Origin of the sequence: Hyphococcus formosus, from assembly GCF_046736345.1 — a bacterium.
Taxonomy (GTDB): Bacteria; Pseudomonadota; Alphaproteobacteria; order Caulobacterales; family Parvularculaceae; genus Hyphococcus; species Hyphococcus formosus.
The window spans coordinates 1521095-1546616 of sequence record NZ_CP157210.1 but is presented as its reverse complement, the minus strand read 5'-3'; the positions used below and the strand labels follow the sequence as shown (position 1 = coordinate 1546616).

Genomic DNA, 25522 nt, shown 5'->3' with positions numbered 1-25522 from the left:
CCGATTTATTCTGCCGGGATTTGTTGCGGGCTGCGGGGGCGTAATTGCGGCAGGCGAACCGGATTGATCCGGTCACCCCACCGGTAATGTGGTGCAGGGTCAAAATATTCGAACAGTGGGCGGACGACGCACATGATGGCCAGCGCGTAAAACAGCCCATCGGAATTATGGAAGTGATAAGAAAGAATATAGGTCACGATGGCCGCGCTCGCCGCAAAGGCCGCACGCGCTATCGATCCATCCGGCGTGGTTTTTGGATCAGAAATCATGAAAAATGCAAACAGGATCAGCGCCCCATTTTGCAAGCGCAACAGCGGTATTGAGAATGGATCGCCAAGCCATAGGGCGCGCGTGAAAATTAGCACCGCAAAGGTGCCTAGAAAAATCAGCGGTACATCAAAACGAGCGGCGCGATAGGTGACGAATAATCCCGCACCAGCCAAAAGGGCCGCAAACCATAGCGCGGTGCCCCATTGACCCGGCGTCGTCCACGCGACGCCCGGCATAGCCGTTAAAGATATAATCAGTAGAAAAACAATTGCGGCGTTGGCAGGGTTGAAAATGTGCTTTCCATAAAGTCGGATCATGAATTTCGAGCCAACCCCAATGGCCGCTGCCGCCATAAGCGGCATGACGCTATCGGCGCGTAGTAACAAAGAGATGGAGAGGGCGGTGATCAGCGCGCTGCGCGGTTCAAAGCGGACCGCATTCATGAAACTGCCGAGATATTGCGTCGCGAGCGCAGCGAAAAATATCCCGAAAATTTGCGCACCGCTGATTTCAAAGACACTCGCCAAAGTGCCGTAGGCCAATAGCGCAGAAAGGGTCAAAATTTGATAATGACGCGGGTCTTTCAGAATCTGGTTCTTTAAAGAGGCATTAATCATGTCGCTGTCCGGCCCCAAGCGCTTTGCCACCGATCCTTTAGAGCGCAGGACTAAGGCAGAAACGCGGCGGGGGCAGGATCGTTTCGCGGCATCTAGGCCATGTAGCCAGCCAGTTCCTTAACCAGCCGAGCGGCGAGATGGGCCGTGATCAAGCCTTGGTCTTTTTCCGGGTTGAGTTCAACGACATCCGCGCCAATTGGCGAAACTGGCAATTTCTTTAGTGTGCTGATGACGTCGCGGCTCGATAATCCGCCCGGTTCCGGATGGGAAACGCCGGGCGCGAATGCGGGGTCAATGCCGTCGAGATCAATGCTGACATAAAGCGGTGCGGTTAGTTTGGCGAAGGGGATTTGGTCCATTTCATCTGCGCCGAGCATGATGACCCCATGTATCTCGCCAAATGCGCGCGCATCCGGTGAAATGCTGCGAAGGCCGATTTGAACAAGGGTGTTAACGCAGCCATCTTCAATTGCGCGCGCAAAAGGGCAAGCATGAGAATAGGGGTCGCCTTCAAATTCTTCATAAAGATCAGTATGGGCATCGATGTGAAGAATGTTCATTGGCCCATGTTTGGCTTTGAGCTCTTGCAGGATAGGGAAGCTTACCGAGTGATCACCGCCGAGGCTCAATGGCTTTTTTCCACTTTTAAGGGCGCTTTTTAATCTTGCGCGAATTTCCGCGCGCGCCGTATCTCCGTCACTGGATAGATCTTGAAAATCATACCCGGTGATCACCTCTTTCGCATTTATACCAGAAAGCGAATAGGTGCTCGAGGCATCACTAAACAGAAGGCTATGGATGATTGCCGGGCCATGGGCAGGTCCGCGCGCATAAGACGAGCCGGAGTCCCAAGGTAAACCAATTAGCTGAATGCTCATTTCAACACCTATTTTTCGGGTTTCTATTCGCCATGGAAATAATCGTAAATGCGCTGGGCCAGCGAGGCAGAAACACCTTCTACCGCTTCCAGATCTTGGGCATTGGCGCGTGCAATTTCTTTGGCGGACCCAAAGTGATTGAGCAATGCGCGTTTTCGTTTTGCGCCAATGCCGGGGATGCTGTCGATCGGGTTCGCACCAAAGGCTTTTTTACGGGCGGCCCGATGCGCGCCGATGGCAAAGCGATGGGATTCATCGCGCAAACGCTGCAAAACAAAAAGACCCGGATCGCGCGGCGGCAACATAAATGGCGACCGTCCGGGCATGACAATCTGTTCGCCAGTCGCGCCCATGGTTCGATCAATGCGCTTTCGCCCGTCCTCGGTTTCGCGGCGTCCCTTGGCGACGCCAATAATGGTCACGCCTTCTTGTTCGTGATCGAAGCCGATGTCTTTCAGCGCGTCGAGCACCACGCTTAATTGACCTTTGCCGCCGTCAATAATGACCAAATCGGGTCGCTCTGCGGTCTTATCTTTTAGAAGACGCTCGAAGCGCCGCCTGAGGACATCGCGCATCATCGCGTAATCATCACCCGAAGGCAGGCTTCCCGGCTTGAAGGTAAATTTCCGGTACTGATTTTTGATAAACCCTTCAGGCCCGGCGACAATCATCGCACCAACGGCGTTGCTGCCCTGAATATGCGAATTATCAAAAACCTCTATGCGCTTTGGCGGCTCTTTCATACCAAGAATTTTGGCAAGCTGTTGCATGCTTTTTTCCTGGCTTGCGGTTTCGGCCATGCGCCTTGAAAGCGCTTCCTTGGCGTTCATCACGGCGGCTTTGACAAGTTCCGCTTTCTCACCGCGCTTTGGTTCGTTGATGTTGATTTTCCGGTCGGCGCGCATGGTCAATGCATCGGACAATAGCTCGGCTTGCTTGGGGAGGTGCGAGACAAGAATGGTATTAGGCGGCTCTCGACGGTCATAGAACTGAGCGATGAAAGCGTCGAGAATGGCGTCCGGGCCTTCTTCCTTGTCGTGTTTCGGGAAATAGGCGTGGTTGCCCCAATTTTGCCCCGCGCGGAAGAAAAACACTTGTACGCATGAATGTCCGCCTTCGGAATGAATGGCAAAAACATCGGCCTCGGAAACCCCGCCGGGATTGATCACTTGACGACCCTGCACATAGGAAAGCGCGCGGATGCGGTCCCGGTAGCTTGCGGCAGTTTCGAAATCGAGATCCGCCGCAGCGTCTTCCATCTTTTCGGAAAATTCTCGCTGAATTTGCGCGCTCTCTCCGGAAAGGAAACTATGCGCCGCATCGACGAGTTTTGCGTATTCCTCCTCGCTGATTAAATCAACGCAAGGGGCCGCGCATCTTTTGATCTGATGTAAAAGACACGGGCGGGTACGGCTTTCATAGACGCTGTTAGTACAGGTCCTTAACAGGAATGCTTTTTGAAGAACGTCGAGCGTGCGATTAACCGCCGTCCCTGACGCAAAGGGCCCGTAATATTTGCCGTCGCGTTTTCTCGCACCGCGATGTTTCGTGATCTGGGGGGCGGGATGGTCCGTTACCAGAATATAGGGAAAAGATTTGTCATCCCTAAGGATAACATTGTAGCGCGGCTTTAGCTGTTTGATGAGATTGGCTTCGAGCAGAAGCGCCTCGGTCTCAGTCGCGGTGATGATAAATTCCATCGCGCGGGTTTCAGCGATCATTCGCTGTATCCGGTTGGAATGACCATAGTCCCGCGCATAAGACGAGACGCGATTTTTCAAACTCTTGGCTTTGCCCACATAGAGAACATCGCCATCCGCGTTGAACATGCGATAGACGCCGGGCTTGGTTGGCAAATTACGCACATAGTCAGCGATGACCGCAGCGCCGGCTTTTTGCGGCACTTCAGCTTTGTCGCTTTGATTTATTGGCGGCGTTTCTGTCGGCATAGCTAATTGGTTAACTGCGTGTTCATTTAGTGAGGCGTATTATAGCCAATGCTGGGTCAGCATCGACTTTAATGGCGATTCTGCATCCGGAATTCCGGGAATTCCCGTCCAGATCAGCCCTAATCGTGCGCCGATCCAGCTTAGGAGCTAATCATGCGAAAGCGTAAGGTCAAATGCCAACTGAGATAAAACGCAAATCTGATGTCTCAATCGTGTTGTTTCTATTTATCGCATTAGCGGTCATAGGGCTCATTGGGGGTGCGTATTTTGTGCATGATTTTGCTCGCGCGAGGGCGAGTATGTCATGGCCGACAGTTGAGGGCATTGTGCTAAGCAAGCTCGACGATGAGCGCGCGGATATTCGTTACGTCTATTCATATGACGGGATGAGTTATGAATCGACGCGCGAGCGCTGGCTTTTAACGAAGATGCCAAAGGGCGGCGCTGTTGATTATAATCCGGGCGAATCCGTAACGGTTTATGTTCATCCGCAGGAGCATTCATATGCGGTGCTCTATCCCGGCGGCGCAGGGCTGCTTTTCGTCGTCTGTTCAGTGTTGAGTGGGCTTTCGATCTTCTTCGGAATAGGCGGTATCTTGTGGACGTTGACCAATACCGAAGACGAGCTTTTTGATCTCGCCAGCGATCCCGCCTAGGATTTTTTCCGAACGATTTCGACGCCCGCAGCGTCAGCTTCGTTGATAGCGTTCGGTTTTACGATCCGTACCATGACGGAAAGAACCATTGGGTGCGAAAGTGCCAGATCGGCAATCCGTTCCGCCAGCGTCTCGACCAATTTGATATGGCCCTCGGCGATGATCGCTTTTATGCCTTGGGTCATGCGGTCATAACAAACAACATCTTCAAGACTGTCACTGACCGGGTTCGAGGGTTCAAGCACTTCCGTCTCGAAATCGATAATGATCGGCTGGGTGACCCCTTGTTCGCTCTCATAGGCACCAATATGCGCATCGAGCACTAATCCGCGGACGAAAACTTTACGCTGCGGCGCGTTGGCTGTCCGCGGTAAAGGGGCGATGTCTTTTTGCCGTTCGGCCATGAATTATTCCTTTACCAGAACGTCTGGTGTACGCCACGCAAGGTGCTGGCCGCCATCAACCGCAATCAACTGCCCGGTGACGGCCTTGGCGGAAACAAGATAGAGCAACGCGTCGCAAATATCATCCGCGTCCGCGCCATACCCCAAAATAGTGCTTTGGTTCTGGCGGGCCCAGTCTTCTTCGGATTGGCGAGCATTTCTGAGCGTCGGGCCGGGGCCGATCGCATTAACGCGAATGCCCTTGGGGCCGAGGCCCTGTGCGAGGGTGATTGTCAGTTCCTGCAGGGCGGCCTTAGAGGTCGTATAAGACAAGAACTGCGGCGTCAGTTTTAGAACCCGTTGATCGGTAATATTGACGATCAGGTTGTTCGCATTTTTTGGCGCTTGGGCGGCGAAATCCTGCGCGAGTTTCAAGGGGGCCCAAAGATTGGTTTCGATATGTTGGTTCCAACTGGCGCGGGTCATATCGTCTATATCATCATGCTCGAATACAGACGCGGAATTGACCAGTAACGTCATTGGCCCGAGCGCTTTTCCGGCTTGGGCCATGAGCGATGCAGTCTGTTTTTCATCAGACAAATCCGCAGGAAGGGCGACCGCTTTTCGGCCCATTGCGGTCAATTCTGCAACGACCACTTCTGCGTCTTCGCGCGAGCTGTTGTAATGAACCGCGATGTTGAAGCCAGCATCCCCAAGACGTAGCGCCATGGCGCGACCCAACCGTTTCGCGGCACCGGTAACGAGCGCTGTGGGGGCGGCGGTCATCGCCTAAATTCCACTGGCTTTTGCTGCGAGTGTGAAGATAAAGCCGACATAGCCCGCAAAGAATATCGCGCCCCAAAGCCTACCGATATCCCGCCGGGTCAGTACGAAGGCCGCCAGGGCAAGTGTCGCCAGCAACATAACCGGAATATCGAGAACCAATGATGGCGCGCTGAAGACGGCTGTGCCTGCAAGGCCGGCTGCGCCGCCAACTGCGAGCAAGTTGAAGATATTTGAACCGATAACGCCGCCAATCGCGACGTCAGATTTTTTATGCAGGGCCGCAGCAATGACGGTCGCAAGTTCCGGTAACGAAGTCCCGAAAGCGACGATGGTCAGGCCGATGACCTCGTCACGAACGCCCAAATCTGCGGCGAGGGAGGCACCATGCGTAACGAGCAAATGCGCCCCGAGCGGCAGCCCCACGAGCCCCGCGAGCAAAAACGCAATGGTTTTAATGCCAAGGCCGCTTTCTTTGTATTCCTCGACCTCATCTAGGATCGGGTCGTCCGATTTTCCGCGACTGGCCCGAAACCATAGATAGGCGACGTAAATGATGATGCCGCCAAATAACGCCGCACCAATCGTCGTATTGATTTCGCCGGGGCCATAAGCCGCGCCGAGAAATCCGGCGGTTGCGATCAGCATAAACACCGCATGCCGACGCAGCCCCAAGACATGTGTGGTGATCGGGTAAATAAGCGCCGGCAGGCCTAAGACGAGCATCACATTAGCGATGTTCGAGCCGATAATGTTGCCTAGGGCAATACCGTCGTTTCCGGTCATAACCGCTTGAATGGAAACGAATAATTCTGGTGCAGATGTGCCAAAGGCTACGATGGTCAAACTGACCAGAAGTGCCGGAATTTTAAGAGCAGTCGCGAGGCCGACAGCGCCACGGACCAAAAGGTCACCTGCCACAAGCAGGATAACAAGGCCGAGAATGACGAGCACGATTTGGTTTGCGATCTCTGGGATCATGAAACGCCTTTGCGAACTGCTATTGCTCAGAATGTTTATCGGCGGTTGCCATTCGACAACAGAATAATGCGATCAAGCCGATTACCGGCGGCCATCGAATTTCGCCGCAAACATTGCCAGTCGCGGAATATGGGAAAACATTTCCACAGTTAAAGCCCCGTGCGGCACGATGGCGATGTCACCGGAAATCAGTCGATAGAGCCTTTTTCAAGGACGTTGAGCAGCGCGAAAACCGCGATGAAGATGAAAATAGCAATGACTGCCATCCAACCTGGACCCATGTGGAAACCCCTTCTTTGTAAGCGTTGGCCGTTCTTATAGTGGTGCTCGGAGCGAGCGTCACCCCATTTCGTTACCCTTTAGCGACATCCACCGACCGGGACAAAGGGGAAAAATGCTTCAAATTTTGGACAAAGTGACGCCATCGCAAAAACCACTCGTTTATCTGGGTGTGATTAGGGTTTTGTTGCGCTCGATAGTTGAGCGGTGAAGAGGGCGGGCCAAATGAAATTAGAAGTTAAGGAAGCACCGGTACGGGTCACGGAACGGCGACTAACCGAACGTGTGCGCAATCAATATTTGCGGATTGCGCGTGACCGGCTTCCCTCATTACGCGAGGTCGAAAGCCTCAATCTCGGACCAGATCGGGATTTCTGCTTTGCGGTTGATATGCGCCTTTCGGATATTTTGCCGTATTTTGTTTTTATGGGCGAAGAATTGGCCCGCTATTCCAGCCTGTATCCAATGAATGATGCGCGCCGCGAAAAAACGCTGCTCGATGCGGCAATGGTCAAGATGGATGAAGCGACCCTGACCCGGGCACCGGTCGAATTCAGCGAAGTGAAACGGCTTGATGATGGCCGCCGCATTGCGTTTCGCAGCATCCTCTTGCCGATTTCAGAAAACGGCATCGACGTAAGCCACATTTTTGGCGCTGCCCGAGGGAAAGGGCTTTAGTCCCGCTTGGGGCTTAGTTCCTTATGGGGACAGCAAAATTTTAGGCAAATTCTCCAGCCGGGAAAAATTCTCAGCTTACAAATCTGTCCTAGGGTTCACATTACCGCTGAAAAACCACGATTTTCATTGGAATAATTATGCTTAGTGATGTCGCAAATCTTTTTGGAAGTGAATTGGCGGTGCCGTCAACGGACCGGCGTCTGACCCGGCGCATGGTTGATGTTTGGGCACGATCTGCACGCGGACAATTTCCGAGCTGGGCGGCGATGAAAGAGACTGGTTTGGGACCAGACATCGACTGGATGTTTGTTGTCGACATTCACCGGAGTATCGGCTTTCCCTATTTCACCTTTATGGGCGAGCGCCTTGCGCGCTTGTCGGATGTGCATTTGCGCGGTGAGAATGATTGGACGATGACGGTGCTCGACAAGGCAACCGCCGACATCAATGCGGCGGTGGCGACAGAGGCACCGCATTTTCGAGATGACGAACTCACCTTATGTGACGGGCGGCAATTGCTGTTTCGCGTCGTCACAGCACCATTGGCCGAGAACGGAACCAATATTACCCATGTGGTTGGTGCGGCAAGTGGGCGCGTCGCCATCCAGCCAGCAGCGCCAAATCTGCACCTTGTAGACTAGCATTCCCGGCGCACGCAGGTTTCCGCCGAAATCTACGATATTTTTGGCCTAACTTGTATCTCGGCTAAGCGGAATGTGCGTGATTACACTCACTTGCGAGCAGCCTTCGCTACGACTAGGTTTGCGCCAATATTTAACCGGCGTGCATGATTCTCCCTGGGGGTACGTGTCGCGCAATTGGCGAGGAATTTCAGCATGTCAGCGACTTTCGGACATTTTATCAACGGAGAACATGTAGCAGGCGAGAGCGGTCGGCTTCATGATGTTTTCAATCCGACAACAGGCGAGGTTCAGGCAAAGGTAAGCTTGGCAACGCAATCGGAAATGAGCAAAGCCGTGGATGCCGCTGAAAAAGCGTTTCCGGCATGGTCTGCGATGAACCCGCAACGGCGCGCGCGGGTGATGTTCAAATTCAAAGAGCTTGTCGAAAAGGACATGGATAATCTCGCCAAGCTGCTCTCGTCTGAGCACGGCAAAATTCTTCCGGACTCGCGTGGTGACGTGCAGCGCGGTCTTGAAGTGATCGAATTTGCTTGCGGTATCCCGCATCTTCAAAAGGGCGAATATACAGAGTCAGCCGGACCAGACATCGACGTTTATTCCATGCGCCAACCGCTTGGTGTGTGCGCTGGTATTACGCCGTTCAACTTCCCGGCAATGATCCCGATGTGGATGTTTGGCGTCGCAATTGCTTGCGGCAATACATTCATCGTCAAGCCGTCGGAAAAAGATCCATCGGTGCCGCTTCGCCTTGCTGAGCTGATGATGGAAGCCGGCGCACCCGCAGGCGTATTGAATGTCGTCAATGGCGATAAAGATGCGGTGGATGCGATCATCGATGAGCCGCGCATCAAAGCGATCAGCTTTGTTGGGTCGTCTGATATTGCCCAATATATTTATTCAAATGGCGCGGCGAAGGGGAAACGCGTTCAGGCCTTCGGTGGCGCAAAGAACCATATGGTCATCCTGCCGGATGCGGATATGGAAAATGTCGTCAATCAGATCCTTGGGTCCGCTTACGGCTCCGCGGGCGAGCGCTGTATGGCGACGCCGGTCGCTGTGCCGGTCGGTGACGATACCGCTGACAAGCTGATCTCCATGCTAAAGCCAAAGGTCGAAAGCCTGCGGATTGGCCCATCACTTTCCGAAGATTCGGATCTGGGCCCGCTGGTTTCTGCGGCGCATCGCGACCGGGTCGCCAGCTATATTCAAATGGCAATTGACGAAGGGCAGGAGCTTGTTGTCGATGGTCGTGACTTCTCGCTGCAAGGCTATGAGAACGGCTTCTTCATGGGCGGGACGTTGCTCGATCACGCAAAGCCGGAACACAAATCCTATCAGGATGAGATCTTCGGCCCGGTTCTCCAGATTGCGCGTGCGAAGAATTTCGAAGAAGCAACAGCGCTGCCATCCCAACACCAATACGGAAATGGTGTGGCGATCTTCACGCGTTCTGGTGCGGCCGCTCGTGATTTCGTTGCGAAGGTCAATGTCGGCATGGTCGGCGTTAACGTGCCGATCCCGGTTCCGGTTTCATATCATACCTTCGGCGGCTGGAAGCGCTCCGGTTTCGGTGACACCAATCAATATGGCACCGAAGGGGTCAAGTTCTGGACGAAAATCAAAACGGTCACACAGCGCTGGCCGGATGATATTCAGGGATCTGAGTTTGTCATTCCAACAATGGGTTGATTATGACGGATGCACCGGAAAAACAGAAAGCCCGCACAGGCAAATGCATGTGCGGGAAAATAGCTTTCGAGTTCGGTCTGGACGATGATCACGCCCATGCGTGTCATTGCGGTCAGTGCCGAAGTTGGAGCGGTCATTTCTGGGCATCAATCATCGCGCCCTATGCGACGTTGAAATTTACGTCAGGCGAGGACCAGCTTGGTTGGTTTGCCTCGTCTGACTATGCCCGTAGGGGCTTTTGCAAAAATTGCGGTTCGGCGCTTTTCTGGCACGGTGAAAAGCTCGAAGACTATAAAGACCGAATTGCAATTGCTATGGGTGCTATAGACGATACGAGCGGTATTTCCCTTTCCGAGCATATTTTCGTTGCGGATAAAGGCGACTACTACACCATCAATGATGGCCTGCCGCAAAAAGAGACATATTGAGGGGAAAGAGTTTGCTCGGTTTGGAGAGTTTAGACATTTCGGTGATGAATAGTTGGGTGCTGTTTGCAATAATATTTTTCTCGCCATTTATCCAAGAAGACGGCGCGGTCATTTTTGCGGCAACCGCATCCCTCGCAGGAGCCGCACCCACATCAGCGATTGTTATTGTTATCCTCGCGGGTCTTGTCGGGTCTGATGCGTGGAAATACTGGATGGGCCGATTGGCGCGCCGATATGATTGGGCACACCGATTTGCGGAAAAGCCCGGGGTTTCGATCGCCGGCGATCTGATCCGTAAAGAGTTCTATCAGACCATGCTGACGGCGCGCTTCGTACCGGGAACACGCATCCCGACCTATATTGCTGCGGGCTTCTTTAAGGCCTATTATCCGAAATATATCCTGACACTGACATTAACGGCCGCGCTTTATGTGGCGATTTTGTTTGGTTTGTTTCATTCGGTTGGGATGATTGCCGGCGAAAAGGCAAAGGTGTGGCTACCGGTAATCGCTATCGTGGTGCTGGCAGTGTATATTCTTGTTCGCTGGCTAAACCACGTCAATAAACATGAAGGGCCGATGACGCCCATGACCGACGAGTTTGATCACCCGATGCCGGATATGCCGGGCTTTGAGGGGACACCATTGGTCGACCCCAAAGCAAAGAAAAAAGACGAGGAGTAAGTCGATGGATTTCGCACTTAGTGACGAACAATCCGCTATTCAGGAAATGGCTCAGCGTTTCGCGGCTGATGAACTGGCTCCCAACGCGGCGAAATGGGACGAAGAGAAACATTTCCCGGTAGATGTCATCAAGAAATCTGCTGAGCTTGGCCTTGCAGGGATTTATACGCGCGACGATGTGGGTGGTTCCGGCTTGGGTCGGCTTGATGCTGCGTTGATTTTCGAGGCTTTATCGTCAGGCTGTACCGCAACAGCGGCTTATATCTCAATCCACAATATGTGTTCGTGGATGATTGACCGTTTCGCTTCCGAAGAGCTTCGCCAGAAATATTGCCCGAAGCTAACCTCAATGGAAATGATCGCCAGTTATTGCCTGACGGAGCCGGGGTCGGGATCGGACGCGGCGGCGCTTAAAACCAAAGCCGTGCGCGACGGTGATGAATATGTCCTCAATGGCTCAAAAGCGTTTATCTCCGGCGCAGGTGTCTCCGACCTTTATGTGGTGATGGTCCGCACCGGCGGTGATGGGCCGAAAGGCATATCAACGGTGCTCGTCGAGAAAGATACGCCTGGGCTATCCTTCGGCGCGAATGAAAAGAAAATGGGCTGGAATGCTCAGCCCACGGCCATTGTCACTTTCGAAGACTGCCGCATTCCAGTGAGCAACCGTGTCGGCGAAGAAGGCGAGGGCTTTAAATTCGCCATGATGGGCCTTGATGGCGGACGATTGAATATCGCAGCCTGCTCATTGGGGACTGCCAGCGCCGCATTAAAGGCTGCGCTCGATTATGCGAATGAGCGTAAAGCTTTTGGCAAGCCGCTTAACCAGCAACAGGCGCTTCAGTTCAAGCTTGCGGATATGGCGACGGAGCTAGAGGCTGCGCGGGTCATGCTTTATCAGGCGGCGTGGAAGCTGGATCAAAAAACGCCCGACGCCACGCGCCATTGCGCTATGGCCAAACGTTTCGTGACGGATATTGGGTTTAACATCGTCAATGAGGCGCTACAGATTCATGGCGGATACGGATATTTGAAAGACTACCCGTTAGAGCGCATGTTGCGTGATGTGCGCGTTCATCAAATCCTCGAAGGGGCGAACGAAATCATGCGCGTGATCGTCGCGCGCGATCTCCTCAAGGAGTATCAAGCCTAGGAAAAATTGCCATGCGCATTGTGGTTGCCATTCTCATTTTCCTCGCGGGTTGCGGCGCAATCGGATATTCCTATATCGCCGCGTTTGTTCAAATCGCTGCGGAACTTGAGGCGACACAAAGCGTTGGCGGAGCGATGTCGATCATGATGGAAACGCTCCAGCGGATCGCGTCGGGCGACATTCCGCAAGCCACCGGATTTCTCTATTTCGGCGCTTTATTGATCGCCTTTTCCTTTGTCTATCTGATCGGAAAGAAGAAAACCAATGACAGATAAAATCAAATTCGAGAAAACCGGCGATTGGGGTGTTGTCACCCTGCAAAACGAAAAAGCGTTGAATGCGCTTGATTGGGATATGGTCAAGGCCATGCGTGCGCAACTCATGCAGTGGGCAAGCGACAAATCGGTCCGGGCGGTATTGGTGCGCGGCGCGGGCGAGCGGGCTTTTTGCGCTGGCGGTGACATTCGCTGGCTTCACGACACCGCAAAAGATGACCCGGCCCATGCTGCGGAATTCTTTCGCGAAGAATATCGCAATAATTCACTGATCTATCACTATCCAAAACCCTATGTCGCGTTGATCGACGGAATTACCATGGGCGGCGGCGTCGGAATATCCGTACACGGTGATTTTAGGGTTGCCGGCGATTCGACGATGTTCGCTATGCCGGAAACGGGCATTGGCTTGTTTCCTGATGTTGGCGGCGGGCATTTCATGCCGCGATTACATGATGACGTTGGCCTTTATTATGCGCTGACGGGTGCGCGCGCCAAAGCGGCGGATTGTATGGCTGCGGGTATCGCGACCCATTATACGGCGCATGATCAATATGAAGCGCTCGAAACAGCGCTTTTAGGGGCACCGCTTAGCGAGCAAACCCATGCCGATATCGAGGCGGTGCTTGACCGTTTCGCCGGCGATCCGGGCCATGCACCGATCAATGATATTCGCGCCGATATAAAACGCCTATTCAGCGGTAAGGAAACGTTCGACGATCTTATGATGGCCCTTGAAAAGGACGATAGCGATTTTGCCAATGATACGCTCAAAATTCTTTCGCGCATGTCGCCCACATCAATGCGAATTACATTTGAACAGATGAAGCGCGGTGGTGCGCTCGATTTTGACGAGAACATGAAAATGGAGTTCCGCGTCGTTCGGCGGATCATGGAGGGTAAAGACTTTTTCGAGGGAGTGCGCGCGCAAATCCTTGATAAGGATCGCAACCCGAAATGGGACCCGGAATCGCTCGATGCGATCACCGACGAAGACATCACCTATTATTTCAATGAACTTGGCGACGCAGAGTTGATTTTGCCGTAACGGGGAGCAGGTGATGGCTTACTGGCTTATAAAAACCGAACCTGACGATTGGAGTTGGGCCGAGCAAGTCGCCAAAGGCAAAAAAGGCGAGCCGTGGACGGGCGTTCGCAACGCACAGGCGCGAAATTTCATCCGTGAAATGAAAAAAGGTGATCTCGCTTTTTTCTATCACACTGGCGGCGAGAAGCGGGTCGTTGGTGTCGTCAAAGTCACCAAGGAAGCTTATCAGGACCCGACAACCGATGATGAGCGGTGGTTGGTGGTCGATGTGGTTGCGGTCGAGGATCTGCCAAAACCGGTCACGCTCGCCGATATAAAAGCCGAAGAGAAACTTGCCGAAATGGTTCTTGTACGGAATTTCCGCCTATCGGTTCAACCGGTGACGGCGGCGGAATGGAAACACGTCCGAAAAATGGGCGGACTTAAATAATCAGGGTCTAAAGGAAACGGTCATGACGAAAATTGGGTTTATCGGACTTGGAAATATGGGCGGGCCAATGGCCGCGAACCTGGCCAAGGCGGGTTTTGATGTCACTGCGACGGATCTCTCGATCGCGGCGCTTGACCGTGCCGTAGAAGCCGGGTGCAAGCGTGGGGATAGCGTCGCCGATGTGGTCAAAGACGCCGATGTCGTTGTTTCCATGTTGCCCGCGGGGCAGCATGTCCGTTCTGTCTATCTCGATAATTATGGTGTGCTGGCCAATGCAAAAGAGGGCGCGCTTTTCATAGACTCATCGACGATTGATGTTGATAGCGCACGCGCAGTGATCAGCGCCGCGACCGATAAAGGTTTCGCGATGGTTGATGCGCCGGTCTCCGGCGGGGTCGCGGCGGCGACGGCAGGTACACTGACCTTTATGGTGGGCGGTGAAAGCGATGCCTTTGAGCGCGCAAAGCCGGTCCTTGAGAAAATGGGTAAGAACATCTTCCATGCGGGCGATGCGGGCAACGGACAGGTCGCGAAAATCTGTAACAACATGTTGTTGGGCATTTCGATGATCGCAACCTGCGAGGCATTTAACCTGGCGGAAAAACTCGGGCTTGATGCCCAAACCTTTTTCGATATCTCGTCCACGGCCTCCGGGCAATCATGGTCGATGACGAGCTATTGTCCTGCGCCGGGGCCGGTGCCGAACGCACCCTCAAACAAGGATTACCAGCCGGGCTTTGCCGCGGCGATGATGTTGAAAGATATGCGCCTCGCGCAAGAGGCGGCGCACAAAGCGAAAGCATCAACGCCGCTTGGGGCCCAGTCAGAGGCGATCTATGCGTTGATGGAAGCGGCAGGCAAAGACAATCTCGATTTCTCGGGTGTCATGAAATTGATCAAAGGATCGCTCTAGGAATCAGCGCTGTCCTCATCAGGGTTTTTGTCGTCCAGGAATTGCAATCCGACCTCGGTCTCATTTTGCCAGATCACGCGCGACTTTTTAACGGTGCCTGTCTGTAAAAATTTGAGGACAACAATAGGTGGAAGCGGGTGCTCGCCTTCGACATGAAGGTAGGCACCGCTCGTGCTCAGGTTTCTAATGACACAGCGGACCTGGTGGGAGCGTGATACGAATAGGACGCCCGGTCTAAACACGGGTTCGCGCGGCTCGCGCTGAGGCGGCCCCCGTCGTTTGGGGGGCGGGATACGACCATCAGATATCGTCGGCGCAGCGCTTGAAATCGCAGCAAGCCGATTCGCTATCCGTGCTTTATCCTTCTTCGCCATTCAGTCGCCTTACGTATACGCGGCATAAAGGGTTCATGCGCGTGACCGCAGCTTGTTAAACCCCTATTATTATTAACAGGCACCTTTCGAATTCATTAGCGGACCATCCCTATGGGCGATTATTTCCAATTGTGGGACTAGTATTTGCAGTATTTTGCCCCCATCTAGCGGCCCATGCCGCCAGAATCTGAACAAGAGATTAATATTGACCCTGTGCCTTTTGGCCAGTCGATAACCAGAATGTTTCGGATGCTGTTCCACCCGGAACTTCGGAAATGGCGGTTTCGAATCGCTCTCGCATTTCTGATCACCGTTTGCGCCAAAGGGCTCGCGGTTGTCGCGCCTGTATTCATGGGTGAGGGCGTGAACAGGCTTGTCGACGGAAATAGGACGGGTGCGGGAATTTCATTCGTTTTATTCTTCGTGTTGTTTGCTGGTGCACGATTTGCGGCTAATGCACTACCGGCTTTGCGTGATGGATTTTTTGCCGCCGTCACCCAAGATGCCTCGCGGGTTGTGGCGGTCGATGCCTTTCGTCATGCGCAATATCTCGATCTGCAATTTCATGTCACCCGCCGGTCTGGCGCGCTGCACCGAATAATCGAACGCGGTGCCGGTGCGCTTGAATATCTATTTCGGTTTTTGGCCTTCAATATTGGACCGACATTGGTTGAATTGGCCTTTGCTGCGATTGTGCTCGCGGTTTTATATGGTCTGCAATTTTCACTCGCGGCCATCATTACGGTGGGCATCTATGCGATCTATACGATCCTGATCACCGAGTGGCGCAACAAACAGCGCCGCGCGCTCAATCATGCAGATACGCAATTGCGCGGTATCGCACTTGATACATTGTCGAATTTTGAAACGGTGAAATCATTCGCGGCGGAAAATCGTGAAGCCGGGCGTTTTGACGATGCAACCAAGACCTATAACCGCGAATATGTAAAAGTCATGCAGTCGCTTTCTGTCCTGAATGCAGGGCAGGAATTTATCATGACCGGCGGTTTGCTGGCCGTTGCGATCTTGGCAGGCGTCGGCGCAGTGAATGGCACGATGCAGGTTGGTGACGTAACTGCGATCATTTTGATGCTCGCGAATATCTATCGTCCGCTCAATATTCTTGGATGGGCGTGGCGCGAAATCAAACAGGGCACCGTCGATATTGAAAAGCTCTTTGCACTGATGGACCGTAAACCCGAAGTGACGGATGTACCGGGTGCGAAGACATTTTCGCCGCGTGGCGGTGCGATCTCGTTTGAAAATGTGAGCTTCGCCCATGAGGGGCGTGATAACGGAATTGACGATGTCAGTTTCGATGCGCCGGCTGGCGCGATGATCGGTGTGGTTGGCCCTTCGGGCGCAGGTAAATCGACGATCTTGAAGTTGCTATTCCGGTTTTACGATCCGGCGTCAGGCCGCATCCTTATAGACGGGCGGGACATCGCAGAAGTCACGCAATCTTCGCTTCGCGCAAATTTGGGCTTGGTGCCTCAGGAAGTGGTGCTGTTCAATGACAGCTTGCGCTTCAACCTAGGTTACGCACGACTTGATGCTAGCGATGAAGAAATCATGGAAGCGGCGAGGCGGGCACAGCTTGGTCCCTTCATTGAAAGCCTGCCCAATGGCCTCGATACGCCGGTGGGAGAACGCGGGCTAAAGCTTTCAGGCGGTGAAAAACAAAGGGTCGGTGTAGCGCGTGCCATTTTGCTAAACCCACCCATTCTAATTTTGGATGAGGCGACTTCATCGCTCGATTCAACAACCGAACTGGACGTGCAGACCGCGCTGAAAGAAGCGGCGAAAGGCAGAACGACTGTGGCTGTCGCGCACCGTCTCTCCACGATCGCGAGTGCAGATATCATCCTCGTGCTTGATCAAGGAAAAATTGTTGAGCGCGGCAATCACAATCAATTGCTAGCCAAAAATGGTGTCTATGCCTCTTTGTGGCAGCGACAGACCGGCGAACAAATCGATGTTGCGGCCTTCGCCGAGGCTTAGGCCTTTTTCACCCGTTGGTTCTGATCAATCGTCCATTTGCCAATCACTTCACGCAGCGCTTCACGCTTGACCGGCTTGGGCGTGTAATCATTCATCCCTGCATCGAGGCAGCGTTTGCGGTCTTCGCGCATGGCATGGGCCGTGACACCAATAATTGGAACGCTGACACCGAGATCATTCTGAATTTTCAGAATCTCGCCTGTGGCCTCGACGCCATCCATTTCCGGCATGGACATGTCCATCAAAACGATATCCGGTTGCTCTTCTGTGAATTTCTCGACCGCGATCAGGCCATTCGACGCCAGATCAACATCACATTTCAATTCTTCGAGCATCGCCTTTATCACCATCTGATTGACGATATTGTCTTCGGCAACCAGAACCTTCAGCGGACGGCCATCTTCTGTAAACGGACATAGAGACGGCTTGCTTTCCGCTAATTTCGCGGTTTTCGAGCGAAGCGTAGCAACCGCACCGTCATTCACAGCCGTAAGAATAGAATCGAACAACATCGACGAGCGTGCAGGCTTCACAAGATAGGCAGAGAACAAATCACCCATCAGTCCACCGGGATCACCTTTGCGGCCCGCCGACGTTAACAAGATAAGGGGCGTAGCCGCGATGGCTTGATCGCTCTTGATGGTCTGCGCAAGTTCGACGCCATCGGCACCGGGCATTTGGTAATCAAGAATTGCGAGCGCGTAGGGGGTGTTCGCACTTGCCGCCTTTCTTAAAAGGTCGAGCGCTTCGTCCGCGTTTTCCGCGAGGTCACTCTTGAGGCCCCACGACCCGAGCTGTTCCTTCAGGATTGTGCGGTTAAGTTCATTATCATCCACGACCAATGCGTACATTCCATCGAATGAGTTCTTGGTTTGCGGGCGATGCTTGGTCATACTTTCGTCAACGGCAAGCGGCACATGGATACAGAAGGTTGATCCCTTACCGACCGTACTTTCAGCAACGATATTACCGCCCATGGCCTCGATCATTCGCTTACTGATCGCAAGCCCAAGACCTGCACCATTATGTTTACGAGCGGAGGAGCCATCGACCTGTTCAAACTCTTCAAAAATTGCGTCGAGCTTGCTTTGCGGAATACCGCAACCAGTGTCAGAGACCGAAATTTTGAGGTCACAGATTTCACCGCGGCGATGACCGGATACATCAATGACAATGTGACCTTTCTCTGTGAACTTGACCGCATTGCCTAGAAGATTGGTTACGACCTGACGAAGCCGGCCCGGATCACCAATGTAAACACGGTCAAGGCCGGGATGGAAACGAACCAGAAGTTCGAGATTCTTCTCTTCGACCGGAAGCGATAACAATGTTGCGACGTCTTCAACACATTCGCGCAGATTAAACGACTCTCGCAACAGGCGGAGTTTCCCGGCCTCAAGCCGAGAGAAATCGAGAATATCGTTGATAATCTTCAATAGGGCGTCACCTGAGCTGACGATGACTTTTGCCATGTCCGCTTGTTTCGGGGTGAGGTCAGAATTCAACAACAAGGACGCCATGCCGATCACGCCATTCATTGGCGTACGGATTTCGTGGCTCATATTGGCAAGGAATTCTGACTTTGCGCGGTTGGCCGCTTCCGCCGCTTCTTTTGATTCGCTCAATTCTTCTGACAGAGCGCGAAGTTCATCCTCGCGCTGTTGCGCTTCGGTGATATCGCGATAGGTGACCACATAGCCACCGTCGGGACGGCGTCTCGTACTTTCTTCGATTATGATGCCATTGCCTTGACGGCGCGTCGCGCGGAACTCATCCCCTTGATCCAATGCTTCGGCGCAACTTTCGAGATAGTCCTCAACGGTTTCGTAGTCATACATAGAGTTACTAATACCGTACGCCAACAGATCGCGAACACTGACACCAATATCCCAATGCTCGGGTGTTGATTCAGCCATCTGCCACGCTTTTTCATTGCGGGCGATAACGCAGAAATTCTCGTCAAGCACCAAAAGACCCTGGGCCATTGATTCCAGCACTTCGCGAAGAAGCTCAGACTTTTCTTTGATGTCCTGCGTGCGCTGACGGACAGTCTCTTCGAGGTTAGAATTTATTTCTTCAAGTTTTGTGAGGGCGCGTGCCGCAGCCGCGCGTGCCTCGATGCGCTCGGTCACATTTCGTGCGACGCCGCGATAACCGGTGAAATTGCCCTTCGCATCACGAATAGGAACCCCAGCCGACTCGAGCCAATAGGACGTTTCTTTTTCTGGGATCGTGACTTTCGAAACGACCCGCGAAAAGGAACGTTTTTCTTTCAAGGCTGCCTGATATTCGTCCCAATTGTCCGCAGGTTCGATATAGGTGTCGTCAGCGATGTAACTGCCAATAAATTCGCTATGATCGACGCCCAATACTTCGTTCGCGCGCTCCGAGATAAAAGTGACCTTGAGGTCTGCGTCGCATTCCCACGTCCAATCACCGGCGCTTTCAGAAAAGTCACGGTAACGTTGCTCGCTCTCGCGCAACAGTCGCTCCGCGTCTACTTGACGGGTTACATCTTTTGACCAGCCGATATAGCCCGTAAACTCGCCTTCTCGATTATATTGCGGTAACGCCGTGGTTGAGACGCTAATGATCCGCCCGTCGGCAGCTTCGATGTCATAGAGAAAATCTTTTAACGGTTGTTCGTTTTCCAGAAATTCCGTGAGCCGTTCGTCTGCGCGGTTGGCGAGATTGTCCCCGGCATTACCGGCGCGGAGAAAGTTTTTCTTGATGACTTGGTCGGTCGGGATGCCCGTTACTTTTTCAAAGCTGGGCGAGATATAAACCAGTTTTCGTTCGCTGTTTATCTCCCAGGCCCAATCCGACGCTGAGGCGATATAATCGCGGAAGCGTTGTTTCGAGCGCGCGGCGATGTCTTGGCTCCGTTGTTGGTGCAAGGATAGTTCGCGCAGGGCGTTGCCATTTCGCGTATTGTAATAATGCATCACGATCGATGCGGTGATCATCATGACGGCGATGGTAATGATCGTTGAATCGCCGGTGATCATCATCCAAATTGCGGGGGGAACCGTGCAAATGATAAGAGGGATACTTGATTTCCGTCGTAGGGCGGCGATGGCCATTGACGTACCGACGCCAACGATAAGCGCCAGCAAAGCAAGCAGAATAACCCCTTGGTTATCGGCGAAGCGATAAAGATAAATCGTGCTGACGATGTTCTGCGCACAGAGGCAGTAAACGAGCGAAATGACAGAATTCAGTGTCTTTCGCTTTTTCGGCGCGTCCATCGAGTCGATATCGAGAAACGCCCAGCGATATGCGCCAAAGGCGACGACTGCGATCAGTAGGCCGATACAGGTAATTACAAAGACCGGGGCTTCCTGCACAAATCGGAAATAGACGAGGACGCAACATACTGCGACGCCAATCATTTCACGCGGAAGCTGCTGCTTCAGTTCGCGCAATTGTCTATCAACAACGATTTCAGGTGCAAATTGGTCGGCGGCGCTAAACCAGCGCTCGAATTGCCGCGATAACCTCTTCATCGGTATTCTGCTCCACTTTCAGACATGGAGCATGAAAAATCTTAGTTAATAGCAAGTGTAATTAGGACGATTGCGAAAAAATACCGGGGGAAAATTTTGGCGCACACCGTCATTAGCGTGATCAAATTGGTAAGATTGGTTAAGACTTTCCTATTATCGATTTAATGTGCGCGCACTGCGCACTTTTCGACGAGCTGAGGGGACAAAATGACAATTGCTTTGCCATCTTCGCGAGAAGAATTTTCGGGATTTCCAAGCTATTACGAAACCGAGATCCTGCCATTTCTCAAATCCAAAGAAGATGCGCGCCAGCAGGCCGTCATGCATGTGGGGCTGATCGCCATTGGGGTTGCGGTTCTGGCCCCGGCTGCATTTTTGAAGCTTCCCTTTGGCGACGACAATATCATGGTTGCCGGGATTATCCTGGTCCTTGGTTTTGTCGCCTGTGGGTGGCGGCTGGCCCATACGAGCGCAGATATCACCAATGGGTTGCTCGAACGGGTTTGTGGGCAATTACAATTCGATTATAGACAGAAAATGAGCCGCCCGGATTATTGCGCGGTCTATGATCGGCTAAAGCTATTGCCGAGTTATAATCGTCAAAGCTGGGAAGATGAGGTCACGGGGGCGCGAAATGGCGCTGATTTTGTTTTTTGCGAAGCGCATCTAAAATATAAATCATCAGGCAAAAACAGCAGCACCAGAACTGTTTTTCACGGTCAATTGCTCGTTATCGATTATAAAAAACGCTTTCTCGGTGAAACGGTGATCAAACGCGATGTTGGTATTTTCAATCGTTTTGGCAAGCCGGGTAAAAACTTTCAGCAAGTCGGAATTACATCACCCAAATTCGAAAAAATCTTCGAAGCATGGTCTACGGATCAAGTTGAGGCGAGGGAGCTTTTAGACCCGCTGGTGCTTGAGCGCTTTGAGGAGCTCAATCGCCTCTTTGATGGCGCAGAGCTTTGTGCGGCGTTTACTGGCGGGAAGCTCTATATTGCGATGAAAACGGGTGACAAGCTGAATATGGGTTCGATGTTCAAACCGCTTGCCGGGCCGGAGCGCGTCGAGAAAATCCTGAAGGAATTTGATTTGATCTTCGACTTGATGGACGTTCTTTTAAAACGCGTCGACGGCCGTCTTGATGGAGCTTTTTCGGTTGATGCTATTCGCGGGAAATAGCGTTGCGGAAACAATTACGCCTGTTTCCGCAAACAATTTAGCCGACAATATTGTCTGGATTGCTCGTCGTAACTGGGCCTTGTGGGCCTTCGCCATATTCATTCGGGCCGACAGATGGCTGGGCCGCGAAATAGATAAAGGCAATCCAACCGACAAGTGGAATCAAACCGATGAGTACCCACCAACCGGATTTGCCGATATCGTGAAATCGGCGAACGCTAACCGCAATATTCGGTATGAGAACCGCAAGGGCAAATAAATTGACCAAAATCTCGCCGAGCCCAACGATCGAACCGACAACATTTATAATTACGGCGGCGATAATATAGGCTAGAACCCACCACCAATATTCAGGCCGGCCGGAACGACCTTCAAATTTGGCATAGTTGCTTAGAACGGTTTTTACCGACTGCTGAATATCCATGAGCCGCTCCCTTCGTTGCTGAAACGCTGAGTCTAACAATGTTTGTTTTTGCTGCAAGCCATTAGCGAACGAGCGTCAGTCGTTCTGCGGCGCGGGTTACGCCCGTATATAACCATCGCGCACGGTGTTCGCGGAACATGTAGCTCTCGTCAAAGAGAACGATGTTATCCCATTGCGAACCCTGTGCCTTGTGAACGGTAAGCGCATAGCCATAGTCAAATTCGTCTGCGCCTTTGCGCTGGGTCCATGGAACATTTTCGGGACCGTCCGTAAAAAAGGCGCGCGGCACCGTAACCGTCACGGCTTTGCCGCCTTCTTCGGGGCGAACCGAGAAACGCACGCGGCCGCCGCGCGGGCTCATACGCCGATCGACATTCCAAAGGCCGCCATTCAACAGGCCCTTCTTTTTATTGTTCCGTAGGCAGACAAGTTTTTCGCCGCTTTCGGGCGAAGGGTCGGTATAACCATGTAATTCGCGCAGGCGGTCATTATAGCGCTTGCGGGTGCGGTTTGCGCCGACCAGAATTTGATCCGCTTCCATGATTGCATCGGTTGAAATTTCTTGCCGGGATAAAATTCGGCATTCGTCCGATTGTTCATCAAACTCGGTGCCTTCGCGAATCGCCATCGACAGGCGGATAATCGGATTGTCCGCAGCCTGGCGGTGAATTTCGGTCAGCATGAAATCCGGCTCGCCTTCGGTGAAATAGCCGCCGCCTTTCACCGGGGGAAGCTGCGCCGGATCACCCAAAACCAAAACAGGCTTGCCAAAGGAAAGAAGATCGCGGCCGAGATCTTCGTCCACCATCGAACATTCATCAATGATAATGAGGTCAGCCGTCGAAGCGGGCGCGTCATGGCGGATGGTAAAAGCGGGTTCGCCTTCGTCACCTTCATCGCTCGCCGGGCGGTAGATCAATGAGTGGATGGTCGAGGCACCGACGCAGCCTTTCTGGCGCATCACATGGGCAGCTTTTCCGGTAAAGGCCGCGAACGCCACTTCACCGCCCGCATTCTCGGCGATATGGCGGGCCATTGTGGTTTTGCCGGCACCGGCATAGCCAAACAGCCGAAAAAGCTGTGTGTCGCCTGCGGTGCGCCAGCGCTCAACCGCCAACAGCGCGTTGTCCTGTTCTACAGACCATTTCATTTCAGATATTTACTCTCGGACCTCGGAATCACCGGAGAACAACCACCGCATACCGGCCCGAAATGCAAGGGGGGCGGCGGAGGCGTGATACTCATCTTCCAAGATTTCGACATCCATTTTCCATGGATGGGGTTTTTCGGTCCATTTATCGAGCCACGCCACACGCGGGGCGACGAAACGTTCATTATCGCGCGTCCCATAAGCGACAAAAAGATTGGTCTTTGCCGGAATGTCGTTTGGTTCGAGGCCGAGGAAAACGTCAAGATTTCGGTGCAGTGCCGGATTGCTGGCGATATACCCCCAGAAAAGGTCAGGCCGCATCATCGCAGCATAGATTGCGAATTGCCCACCCAATGATTGGCCAAACAAAACGCGGTGCGACGGATCGGTTCGATAATTGGCGTCGATAAAGGGAAGCAATTCCTCATCGAGGAACTGAATAAATTGTGGTGCGCCGCCCCAATGTTCGCGCTCTTTGGAGGGGAGGGTATAATCCGTGCTCCGAAAATTTCCATCAGCCGGTGACGTCGCGCCATAGGATATGCCCACAATGATGGCTTCTGGCATTGGTTCATCAATGGTCATCAAGAGGAAATAGGACGACAAGACCGGATAGGTCATACCGCCATCAAGAAGATAAATGACCGGATAGTTGTCGTCGCCCCAATCATAGGCACGCGGCAGATTAACGTAGATATGAAAGGACCGGCCCAAGGTCTCTGATTTGATCAGGTGATAACCTTCAGGTTTGATGCTTTGAAGATAGTCCAATCGGTCTTGCGCAGATGCTGGCAAGACCCACATCAACAATAATATTAGCGCGGCTCTATATATTGGCTCCCCCTTGCCAAACTAAGGCGAAGCACAGACCCTAACGCGAAATTCGGATCAACTCAACTCGATCCAAACTGGAACGTGATCGGATGGTTTTTCCTTCCCGCGCTCTGACCGGTCAACACCGGCATCTTTGAACCGATCAGCCGCTTGTGGGGACATCAAAAGATGGTCGATTCGAATGCCATTATCTTTTTCCCACGCCCCGCGCTGATAGTCCCAAAAGGTGTAGCAAATCCCGTTTGGATTCGCCTGTCTGAGGCCATCGGTGAGGCCAAGATTGAGTAACGACCGAAACGCCGCGCGGGTTTCCGGGCGGAAAAGCGCGTCACCTTCCCAGGCCGCCGGGTCGTGCGCATCCTCTGCCTGCGGAATAGCGTTATAATCGCCGGCCAGAACGAATGCTTCTTCATTGCTGAGTAGCATTTCAGCATGCGCATGAAGCCGTTTCATCCAGCTCAGTTTATAATCATATTTCGGCCCCGGTACCGGATTGCCATTCGGCAGATAAAGGCCACCGACACGCACAGGTTCTTTGTCATCGGGCATGATCAGCGCTTCGATATAACGTGCCTGTTCGTCGCTATCATCGCCCGGCAAGCCGCGCATGACATCGTCAATCGGATGTTTCGAGAGCAGGGCGACGCCATTATAGGTTTTCTGCCCATGAACCTCGACATTGTACCCGCGATCTTCAAATTCGAGCGCCGGGAATTTTTCATCCATGCACTTTATTTCCTGCAACACAGCTACGTCAGGTTTCGTATTGTCAAACCATTCGAGAATACGGGGCAGGCGGGCGTTGATCGAATTGACGTTAAAAGTCGCTATTTTCACGTTGGGCTCTCAGCTTTTTCTTTCACGCGCTCTAGCGCGTTCTTCAGGTATTTTGGCCAGAATAATTTGACAATAAACCATAAGATTGGTTCCGCAATCGCGCTGGTGGGCGTGAATGCATAGGTCCATTCGATTTTGGTTTTTTCCTGACCGATTTGTGTAAAATGCCAGTCCGCACGGGCACCGCGAACAAGGGGTGCCAGCGGCCCGGTAAAGTCCGTCAACCGATAGGCGAAGCTTCTGCCAGGCGTTATGCTGATCAATTCTTCGTGTACGGAAGAATTGTCGCTTAGCGTATGGCGGCGAGTTTCGCCAACATTGGCCCAAGGGGCGTCATGGCCCGCGACATCGACGATCCCCGGCATAATTCCGGTTTTCTGAATAAGCGTACGCGCATCAAACGCGACCGCCGTATCGAATACGGTACGGGCGCGGGCGTTCACATTTTCGCAAACGGTGAGTTGAACGGTCATATAG

The 25522-nt window shown here is 52.8% G+C and carries 26 protein-coding genes; 13 read left to right on the top strand and 13 right to left on the bottom strand.

Translation table 11 applies throughout. The annotated features are described in order from the left end of the window. Positions 1–5 precede the first annotated feature (5 nt). From ABFZ83_RS07025 to uvrC, 3 genes are all read right to left on the bottom strand, one after another. On the bottom strand, positions 6–887 hold the full coding sequence (locus ABFZ83_RS07025; RefSeq protein ID WP_411818728.1) for an RnfABCDGE type electron transport complex subunit D: 882 nt from the start codon (positions 885–887) through the stop codon (positions 6–8). A 92-nt stretch (positions 888–979) separates the two neighbouring features. Beyond that, a complete protein-coding gene (gene speB, locus ABFZ83_RS07020; RefSeq protein ID WP_411818727.1) occupies positions 980–1765 on the bottom strand; it encodes an agmatinase in 786 nt (261 codons plus the stop codon). 23 nt (positions 1766–1788) lie between these two features. Beyond that, a complete protein-coding gene (uvrC, locus tag ABFZ83_RS07015) occupies positions 1789–3714 on the bottom strand; it encodes an excinuclease ABC subunit UvrC (protein WP_411818726.1) in 1926 nt (641 codons plus the stop codon). A 173-nt stretch (positions 3715–3887) separates the two neighbouring features. Between uvrC and ABFZ83_RS07010 the strand changes: the two genes are divergently transcribed. Next, entirely contained in the window at positions 3888–4370 is a 483-nt protein-coding gene (locus tag ABFZ83_RS07010) for a DUF3592 domain-containing protein (protein WP_411818725.1), read from the top strand. On the opposite strand, the gene folB is transcribed toward ABFZ83_RS07010, so the two are convergent. The 3 genes from folB to ABFZ83_RS06995 are packed head-to-tail and all read right to left on the bottom strand — an operon-like array spanning position 4367 to position 6517. Beyond that, entirely contained in the window at positions 4367–4774 is a 408-nt protein-coding gene (gene folB, locus ABFZ83_RS07005) for a dihydroneopterin aldolase (RefSeq protein ID WP_411818724.1), read from the bottom strand. The genes ABFZ83_RS07010 and folB overlap by 4 nt on opposite strands. Positions 4775–4777: 3 nt before the next feature. Further along, a complete protein-coding gene (locus ABFZ83_RS07000) occupies positions 4778–5539 on the bottom strand; it encodes an SDR family oxidoreductase (RefSeq protein WP_411818723.1) in 762 nt (253 codons plus the stop codon). Positions 5540–5542: 3 nt separating this feature from the next. Further along, the gene (locus ABFZ83_RS06995; RefSeq protein ID WP_411818722.1) at positions 5543–6517 is read right to left on the bottom strand and encodes a calcium/sodium antiporter; all 975 of its coding nucleotides are present in this window, start codon (positions 6515–6517) and stop codon (positions 5543–5545) included. Between the two features lie 504 nt (positions 6518–7021). Here ABFZ83_RS06995 and ABFZ83_RS06990 point away from each other — a divergent pair. The 10 genes from ABFZ83_RS06990 to mmsB all read left to right on the top strand — a co-directional run bounded on the left by ABFZ83_RS06990 (position 7022) and on the right by mmsB (position 14737). After that, complete coding sequence (locus tag ABFZ83_RS06990) at positions 7022–7474, top strand: hypothetical protein (protein WP_411818721.1); 453 nt, start codon at positions 7022–7024, stop codon at positions 7472–7474. A 137-nt stretch (positions 7475–7611) separates the two neighbouring features. Further along, positions 7612–8115 (top strand): hypothetical protein, encoded by a 504-nt coding sequence (locus ABFZ83_RS06985; RefSeq protein WP_411818720.1) that lies wholly within the window; start codon positions 7612–7614, stop codon positions 8113–8115. Positions 8116–8310: 195 nt separating this feature from the next. Continuing rightward, positions 8311–9807 carry a CoA-acylating methylmalonate-semialdehyde dehydrogenase gene (locus tag ABFZ83_RS06980; protein ID WP_411818719.1) on the top strand — a complete coding sequence of 499 codons (1497 nt, stop codon included), beginning with the start codon at positions 8311–8313 and terminating at the stop codon, positions 9805–9807. A 2-nt stretch (positions 9808–9809) separates the two neighbouring features. Next, complete coding sequence (locus tag ABFZ83_RS06975; RefSeq protein WP_411818718.1) at positions 9810–10235, top strand: GFA family protein; 426 nt, start codon at positions 9810–9812, stop codon at positions 10233–10235. A 41-nt stretch (positions 10236–10276) separates the two neighbouring features. Then, positions 10277–10918: a DedA family protein gene (locus tag ABFZ83_RS06970; protein ID WP_411818717.1), complete on the top strand. Its 642-nt coding sequence runs from the start codon at positions 10277–10279 to the stop codon at positions 10916–10918. A 4-nt stretch (positions 10919–10922) separates the two neighbouring features. Beyond that, a complete protein-coding gene (locus ABFZ83_RS06965) occupies positions 10923–12071 on the top strand; it encodes an isobutyryl-CoA dehydrogenase (protein WP_411818716.1) in 1149 nt (382 codons plus the stop codon). 11 nt (positions 12072–12082) lie between these two features. After that, complete coding sequence (locus ABFZ83_RS06960) at positions 12083–12346, top strand: hypothetical protein (RefSeq protein ID WP_411818715.1); 264 nt, start codon at positions 12083–12085, stop codon at positions 12344–12346. Then, positions 12336–13394 carry an enoyl-CoA hydratase/isomerase family protein gene (locus ABFZ83_RS06955; protein WP_411818714.1) on the top strand — a complete coding sequence of 353 codons (1059 nt, stop codon included), beginning with the start codon at positions 12336–12338 and terminating at the stop codon, positions 13392–13394. Before ABFZ83_RS06960 ends, ABFZ83_RS06955 begins: the two co-directional genes overlap by 11 nt. Positions 13395–13407: 13 nt before the next feature. Next, on the top strand, positions 13408–13824 hold the full coding sequence (locus ABFZ83_RS06950; RefSeq protein ID WP_411818713.1) for an EVE domain-containing protein: 417 nt from the start codon (positions 13408–13410) through the stop codon (positions 13822–13824). 22 nt (positions 13825–13846) lie between these two features. Further along, on the top strand, positions 13847–14737 hold the full coding sequence (gene mmsB / locus ABFZ83_RS06945) for a 3-hydroxyisobutyrate dehydrogenase (RefSeq protein WP_411818712.1): 891 nt from the start codon (positions 13847–13849) through the stop codon (positions 14735–14737). Here the strand turns inward: mmsB and ABFZ83_RS06940 are convergent. Beyond that, positions 14734–15111 (bottom strand): PilZ domain-containing protein, encoded by a 378-nt coding sequence (locus tag ABFZ83_RS06940; protein ID WP_411818711.1) that lies wholly within the window; start codon positions 15109–15111, stop codon positions 14734–14736. The two genes, mmsB and ABFZ83_RS06940, sit on opposite strands and share 4 nt — an antisense overlap. 174 nt (positions 15112–15285) lie before the next feature. On the opposite strand from ABFZ83_RS06940, the gene ABFZ83_RS06935 reads away from it, so the two are divergent. After that, entirely contained in the window at positions 15286–17112 is a 1827-nt protein-coding gene (locus ABFZ83_RS06935) for an ABCB family ABC transporter ATP-binding protein/permease (RefSeq protein ID WP_411818710.1), read from the top strand. Here ABFZ83_RS06935 and ABFZ83_RS06930 read toward each other — a convergent pair. Further along, positions 17109–20618 (bottom strand): response regulator, encoded by a 3510-nt coding sequence (locus ABFZ83_RS06930; protein WP_411818709.1) that lies wholly within the window; start codon positions 20616–20618, stop codon positions 17109–17111. The two genes, ABFZ83_RS06935 and ABFZ83_RS06930, sit on opposite strands and share 4 nt — an antisense overlap. A 207-nt stretch (positions 20619–20825) precedes the next feature. Between ABFZ83_RS06930 and ABFZ83_RS06925 the strand changes: the two genes are divergently transcribed. Next, positions 20826–21800 carry a DUF3137 domain-containing protein gene (locus ABFZ83_RS06925; protein WP_411818708.1) on the top strand — a complete coding sequence of 325 codons (975 nt, stop codon included), beginning with the start codon at positions 20826–20828 and terminating at the stop codon, positions 21798–21800. Positions 21801–21837: 37 nt separating this feature from the next. Here ABFZ83_RS06925 and ABFZ83_RS06920 read toward each other — a convergent pair whose 3' ends face one another. The 5 genes from ABFZ83_RS06920 to ABFZ83_RS06900 form a co-directional block, all read right to left on the bottom strand. Further along, positions 21838–22224 carry a DUF805 domain-containing protein gene (locus ABFZ83_RS06920; RefSeq protein WP_411818707.1) on the bottom strand — a complete coding sequence of 129 codons (387 nt, stop codon included), beginning with the start codon at positions 22222–22224 and terminating at the stop codon, positions 21838–21840. A 61-nt stretch (positions 22225–22285) separates the two neighbouring features. Continuing rightward, complete coding sequence (locus ABFZ83_RS06915) at positions 22286–23374, bottom strand: ATP-dependent RecD-like DNA helicase (RefSeq protein ID WP_411818706.1); 1089 nt, start codon at positions 23372–23374, stop codon at positions 22286–22288. 9 nt (positions 23375–23383) lie between these two features. Then, a complete protein-coding gene (locus tag ABFZ83_RS06910; RefSeq protein ID WP_411818705.1) occupies positions 23384–24169 on the bottom strand; it encodes an alpha/beta hydrolase in 786 nt (261 codons plus the stop codon). A 93-nt stretch (positions 24170–24262) separates the two neighbouring features. After that, a complete protein-coding gene (xth, locus tag ABFZ83_RS06905) occupies positions 24263–25045 on the bottom strand; it encodes an exodeoxyribonuclease III (protein ID WP_411818704.1) in 783 nt (260 codons plus the stop codon). Then, on the bottom strand, positions 25042–25518 hold the full coding sequence (locus ABFZ83_RS06900) for an SRPBCC family protein (RefSeq protein ID WP_411818703.1): 477 nt from the start codon (positions 25516–25518) through the stop codon (positions 25042–25044). The genes xth and ABFZ83_RS06900 overlap by 4 nt, the downstream gene beginning before the upstream one ends. Positions 25519–25522 lie beyond the last annotated feature (4 nt).

Coding starts and splice junctions, on each gene's coding strand:
- ABFZ83_RS06935 (WP_411818710.1), top strand. CDS start 15,286: ATGCCGCCAGAATCTGAACAAGAGATTAATATTGACCCTGTGCCTTTT.
- ABFZ83_RS06915 (WP_411818706.1), bottom strand. CDS start 23,374: ATGAAATGGTCTGTAGAACAGGACAACGCGCTGTTGGCGGTTGAGCGC.
- mmsB (WP_411818712.1), top strand. CDS start 13,847: ATGACGAAAATTGGGTTTATCGGACTTGGAAATATGGGCGGGCCAATG.
- ABFZ83_RS06980 (WP_411818719.1), top strand. CDS start 8,311: ATGTCAGCGACTTTCGGACATTTTATCAACGGAGAACATGTAGCAGGC.
- ABFZ83_RS06990 (WP_411818721.1), top strand. CDS start 7,022: ATGAAATTAGAAGTTAAGGAAGCACCGGTACGGGTCACGGAACGGCGA.
- ABFZ83_RS07010 (WP_411818725.1), top strand. CDS start 3,888: ATGCCAACTGAGATAAAACGCAAATCTGATGTCTCAATCGTGTTGTTT.
- ABFZ83_RS06920 (WP_411818707.1), bottom strand. CDS start 22,224: ATGGATATTCAGCAGTCGGTAAAAACCGTTCTAAGCAACTATGCCAAA.
- ABFZ83_RS07000 (WP_411818723.1), bottom strand. CDS start 5,539: ATGACCGCCGCCCCCACAGCGCTCGTTACCGGTGCCGCGAAACGGTTG.
- ABFZ83_RS06925 (WP_411818708.1), top strand. CDS start 20,826: ATGACAATTGCTTTGCCATCTTCGCGAGAAGAATTTTCGGGATTTCCA.
- ABFZ83_RS06940 (WP_411818711.1), bottom strand. CDS start 15,111: ATGGCGAAGAAGGATAAAGCACGGATAGCGAATCGGCTTGCTGCGATT.
- ABFZ83_RS06930 (WP_411818709.1), bottom strand. CDS start 20,618: ATGAAGAGGTTATCGCGGCAATTCGAGCGCTGGTTTAGCGCCGCCGAC.
- ABFZ83_RS06960 (WP_411818715.1), top strand. CDS start 12,083: ATGCGCATTGTGGTTGCCATTCTCATTTTCCTCGCGGGTTGCGGCGCA.
- ABFZ83_RS06985 (WP_411818720.1), top strand. CDS start 7,612: ATGCTTAGTGATGTCGCAAATCTTTTTGGAAGTGAATTGGCGGTGCCG.
- ABFZ83_RS06900 (WP_411818703.1), bottom strand. CDS start 25,518: ATGACCGTTCAACTCACCGTTTGCGAAAATGTGAACGCCCGCGCCCGT.
- ABFZ83_RS06975 (WP_411818718.1), top strand. CDS start 9,810: ATGACGGATGCACCGGAAAAACAGAAAGCCCGCACAGGCAAATGCATG.
- uvrC (WP_411818726.1), bottom strand. CDS start 3,714: ATGCCGACAGAAACGCCGCCAATAAATCAAAGCGACAAAGCTGAAGTG.
- ABFZ83_RS07025 (WP_411818728.1), bottom strand. CDS start 887: ATGATTAATGCCTCTTTAAAGAACCAGATTCTGAAAGACCCGCGTCAT.
- ABFZ83_RS06965 (WP_411818716.1), top strand. CDS start 10,923: ATGGATTTCGCACTTAGTGACGAACAATCCGCTATTCAGGAAATGGCT.
- ABFZ83_RS06950 (WP_411818713.1), top strand. CDS start 13,408: ATGGCTTACTGGCTTATAAAAACCGAACCTGACGATTGGAGTTGGGCC.
- ABFZ83_RS06995 (WP_411818722.1), bottom strand. CDS start 6,517: ATGATCCCAGAGATCGCAAACCAAATCGTGCTCGTCATTCTCGGCCTT.
- speB (WP_411818727.1), bottom strand. CDS start 1,765: ATGAGCATTCAGCTAATTGGTTTACCTTGGGACTCCGGCTCGTCTTAT.
- ABFZ83_RS06955 (WP_411818714.1), top strand. CDS start 12,336: ATGACAGATAAAATCAAATTCGAGAAAACCGGCGATTGGGGTGTTGTC.
- folB (WP_411818724.1), bottom strand. CDS start 4,774: ATGGCCGAACGGCAAAAAGACATCGCCCCTTTACCGCGGACAGCCAAC.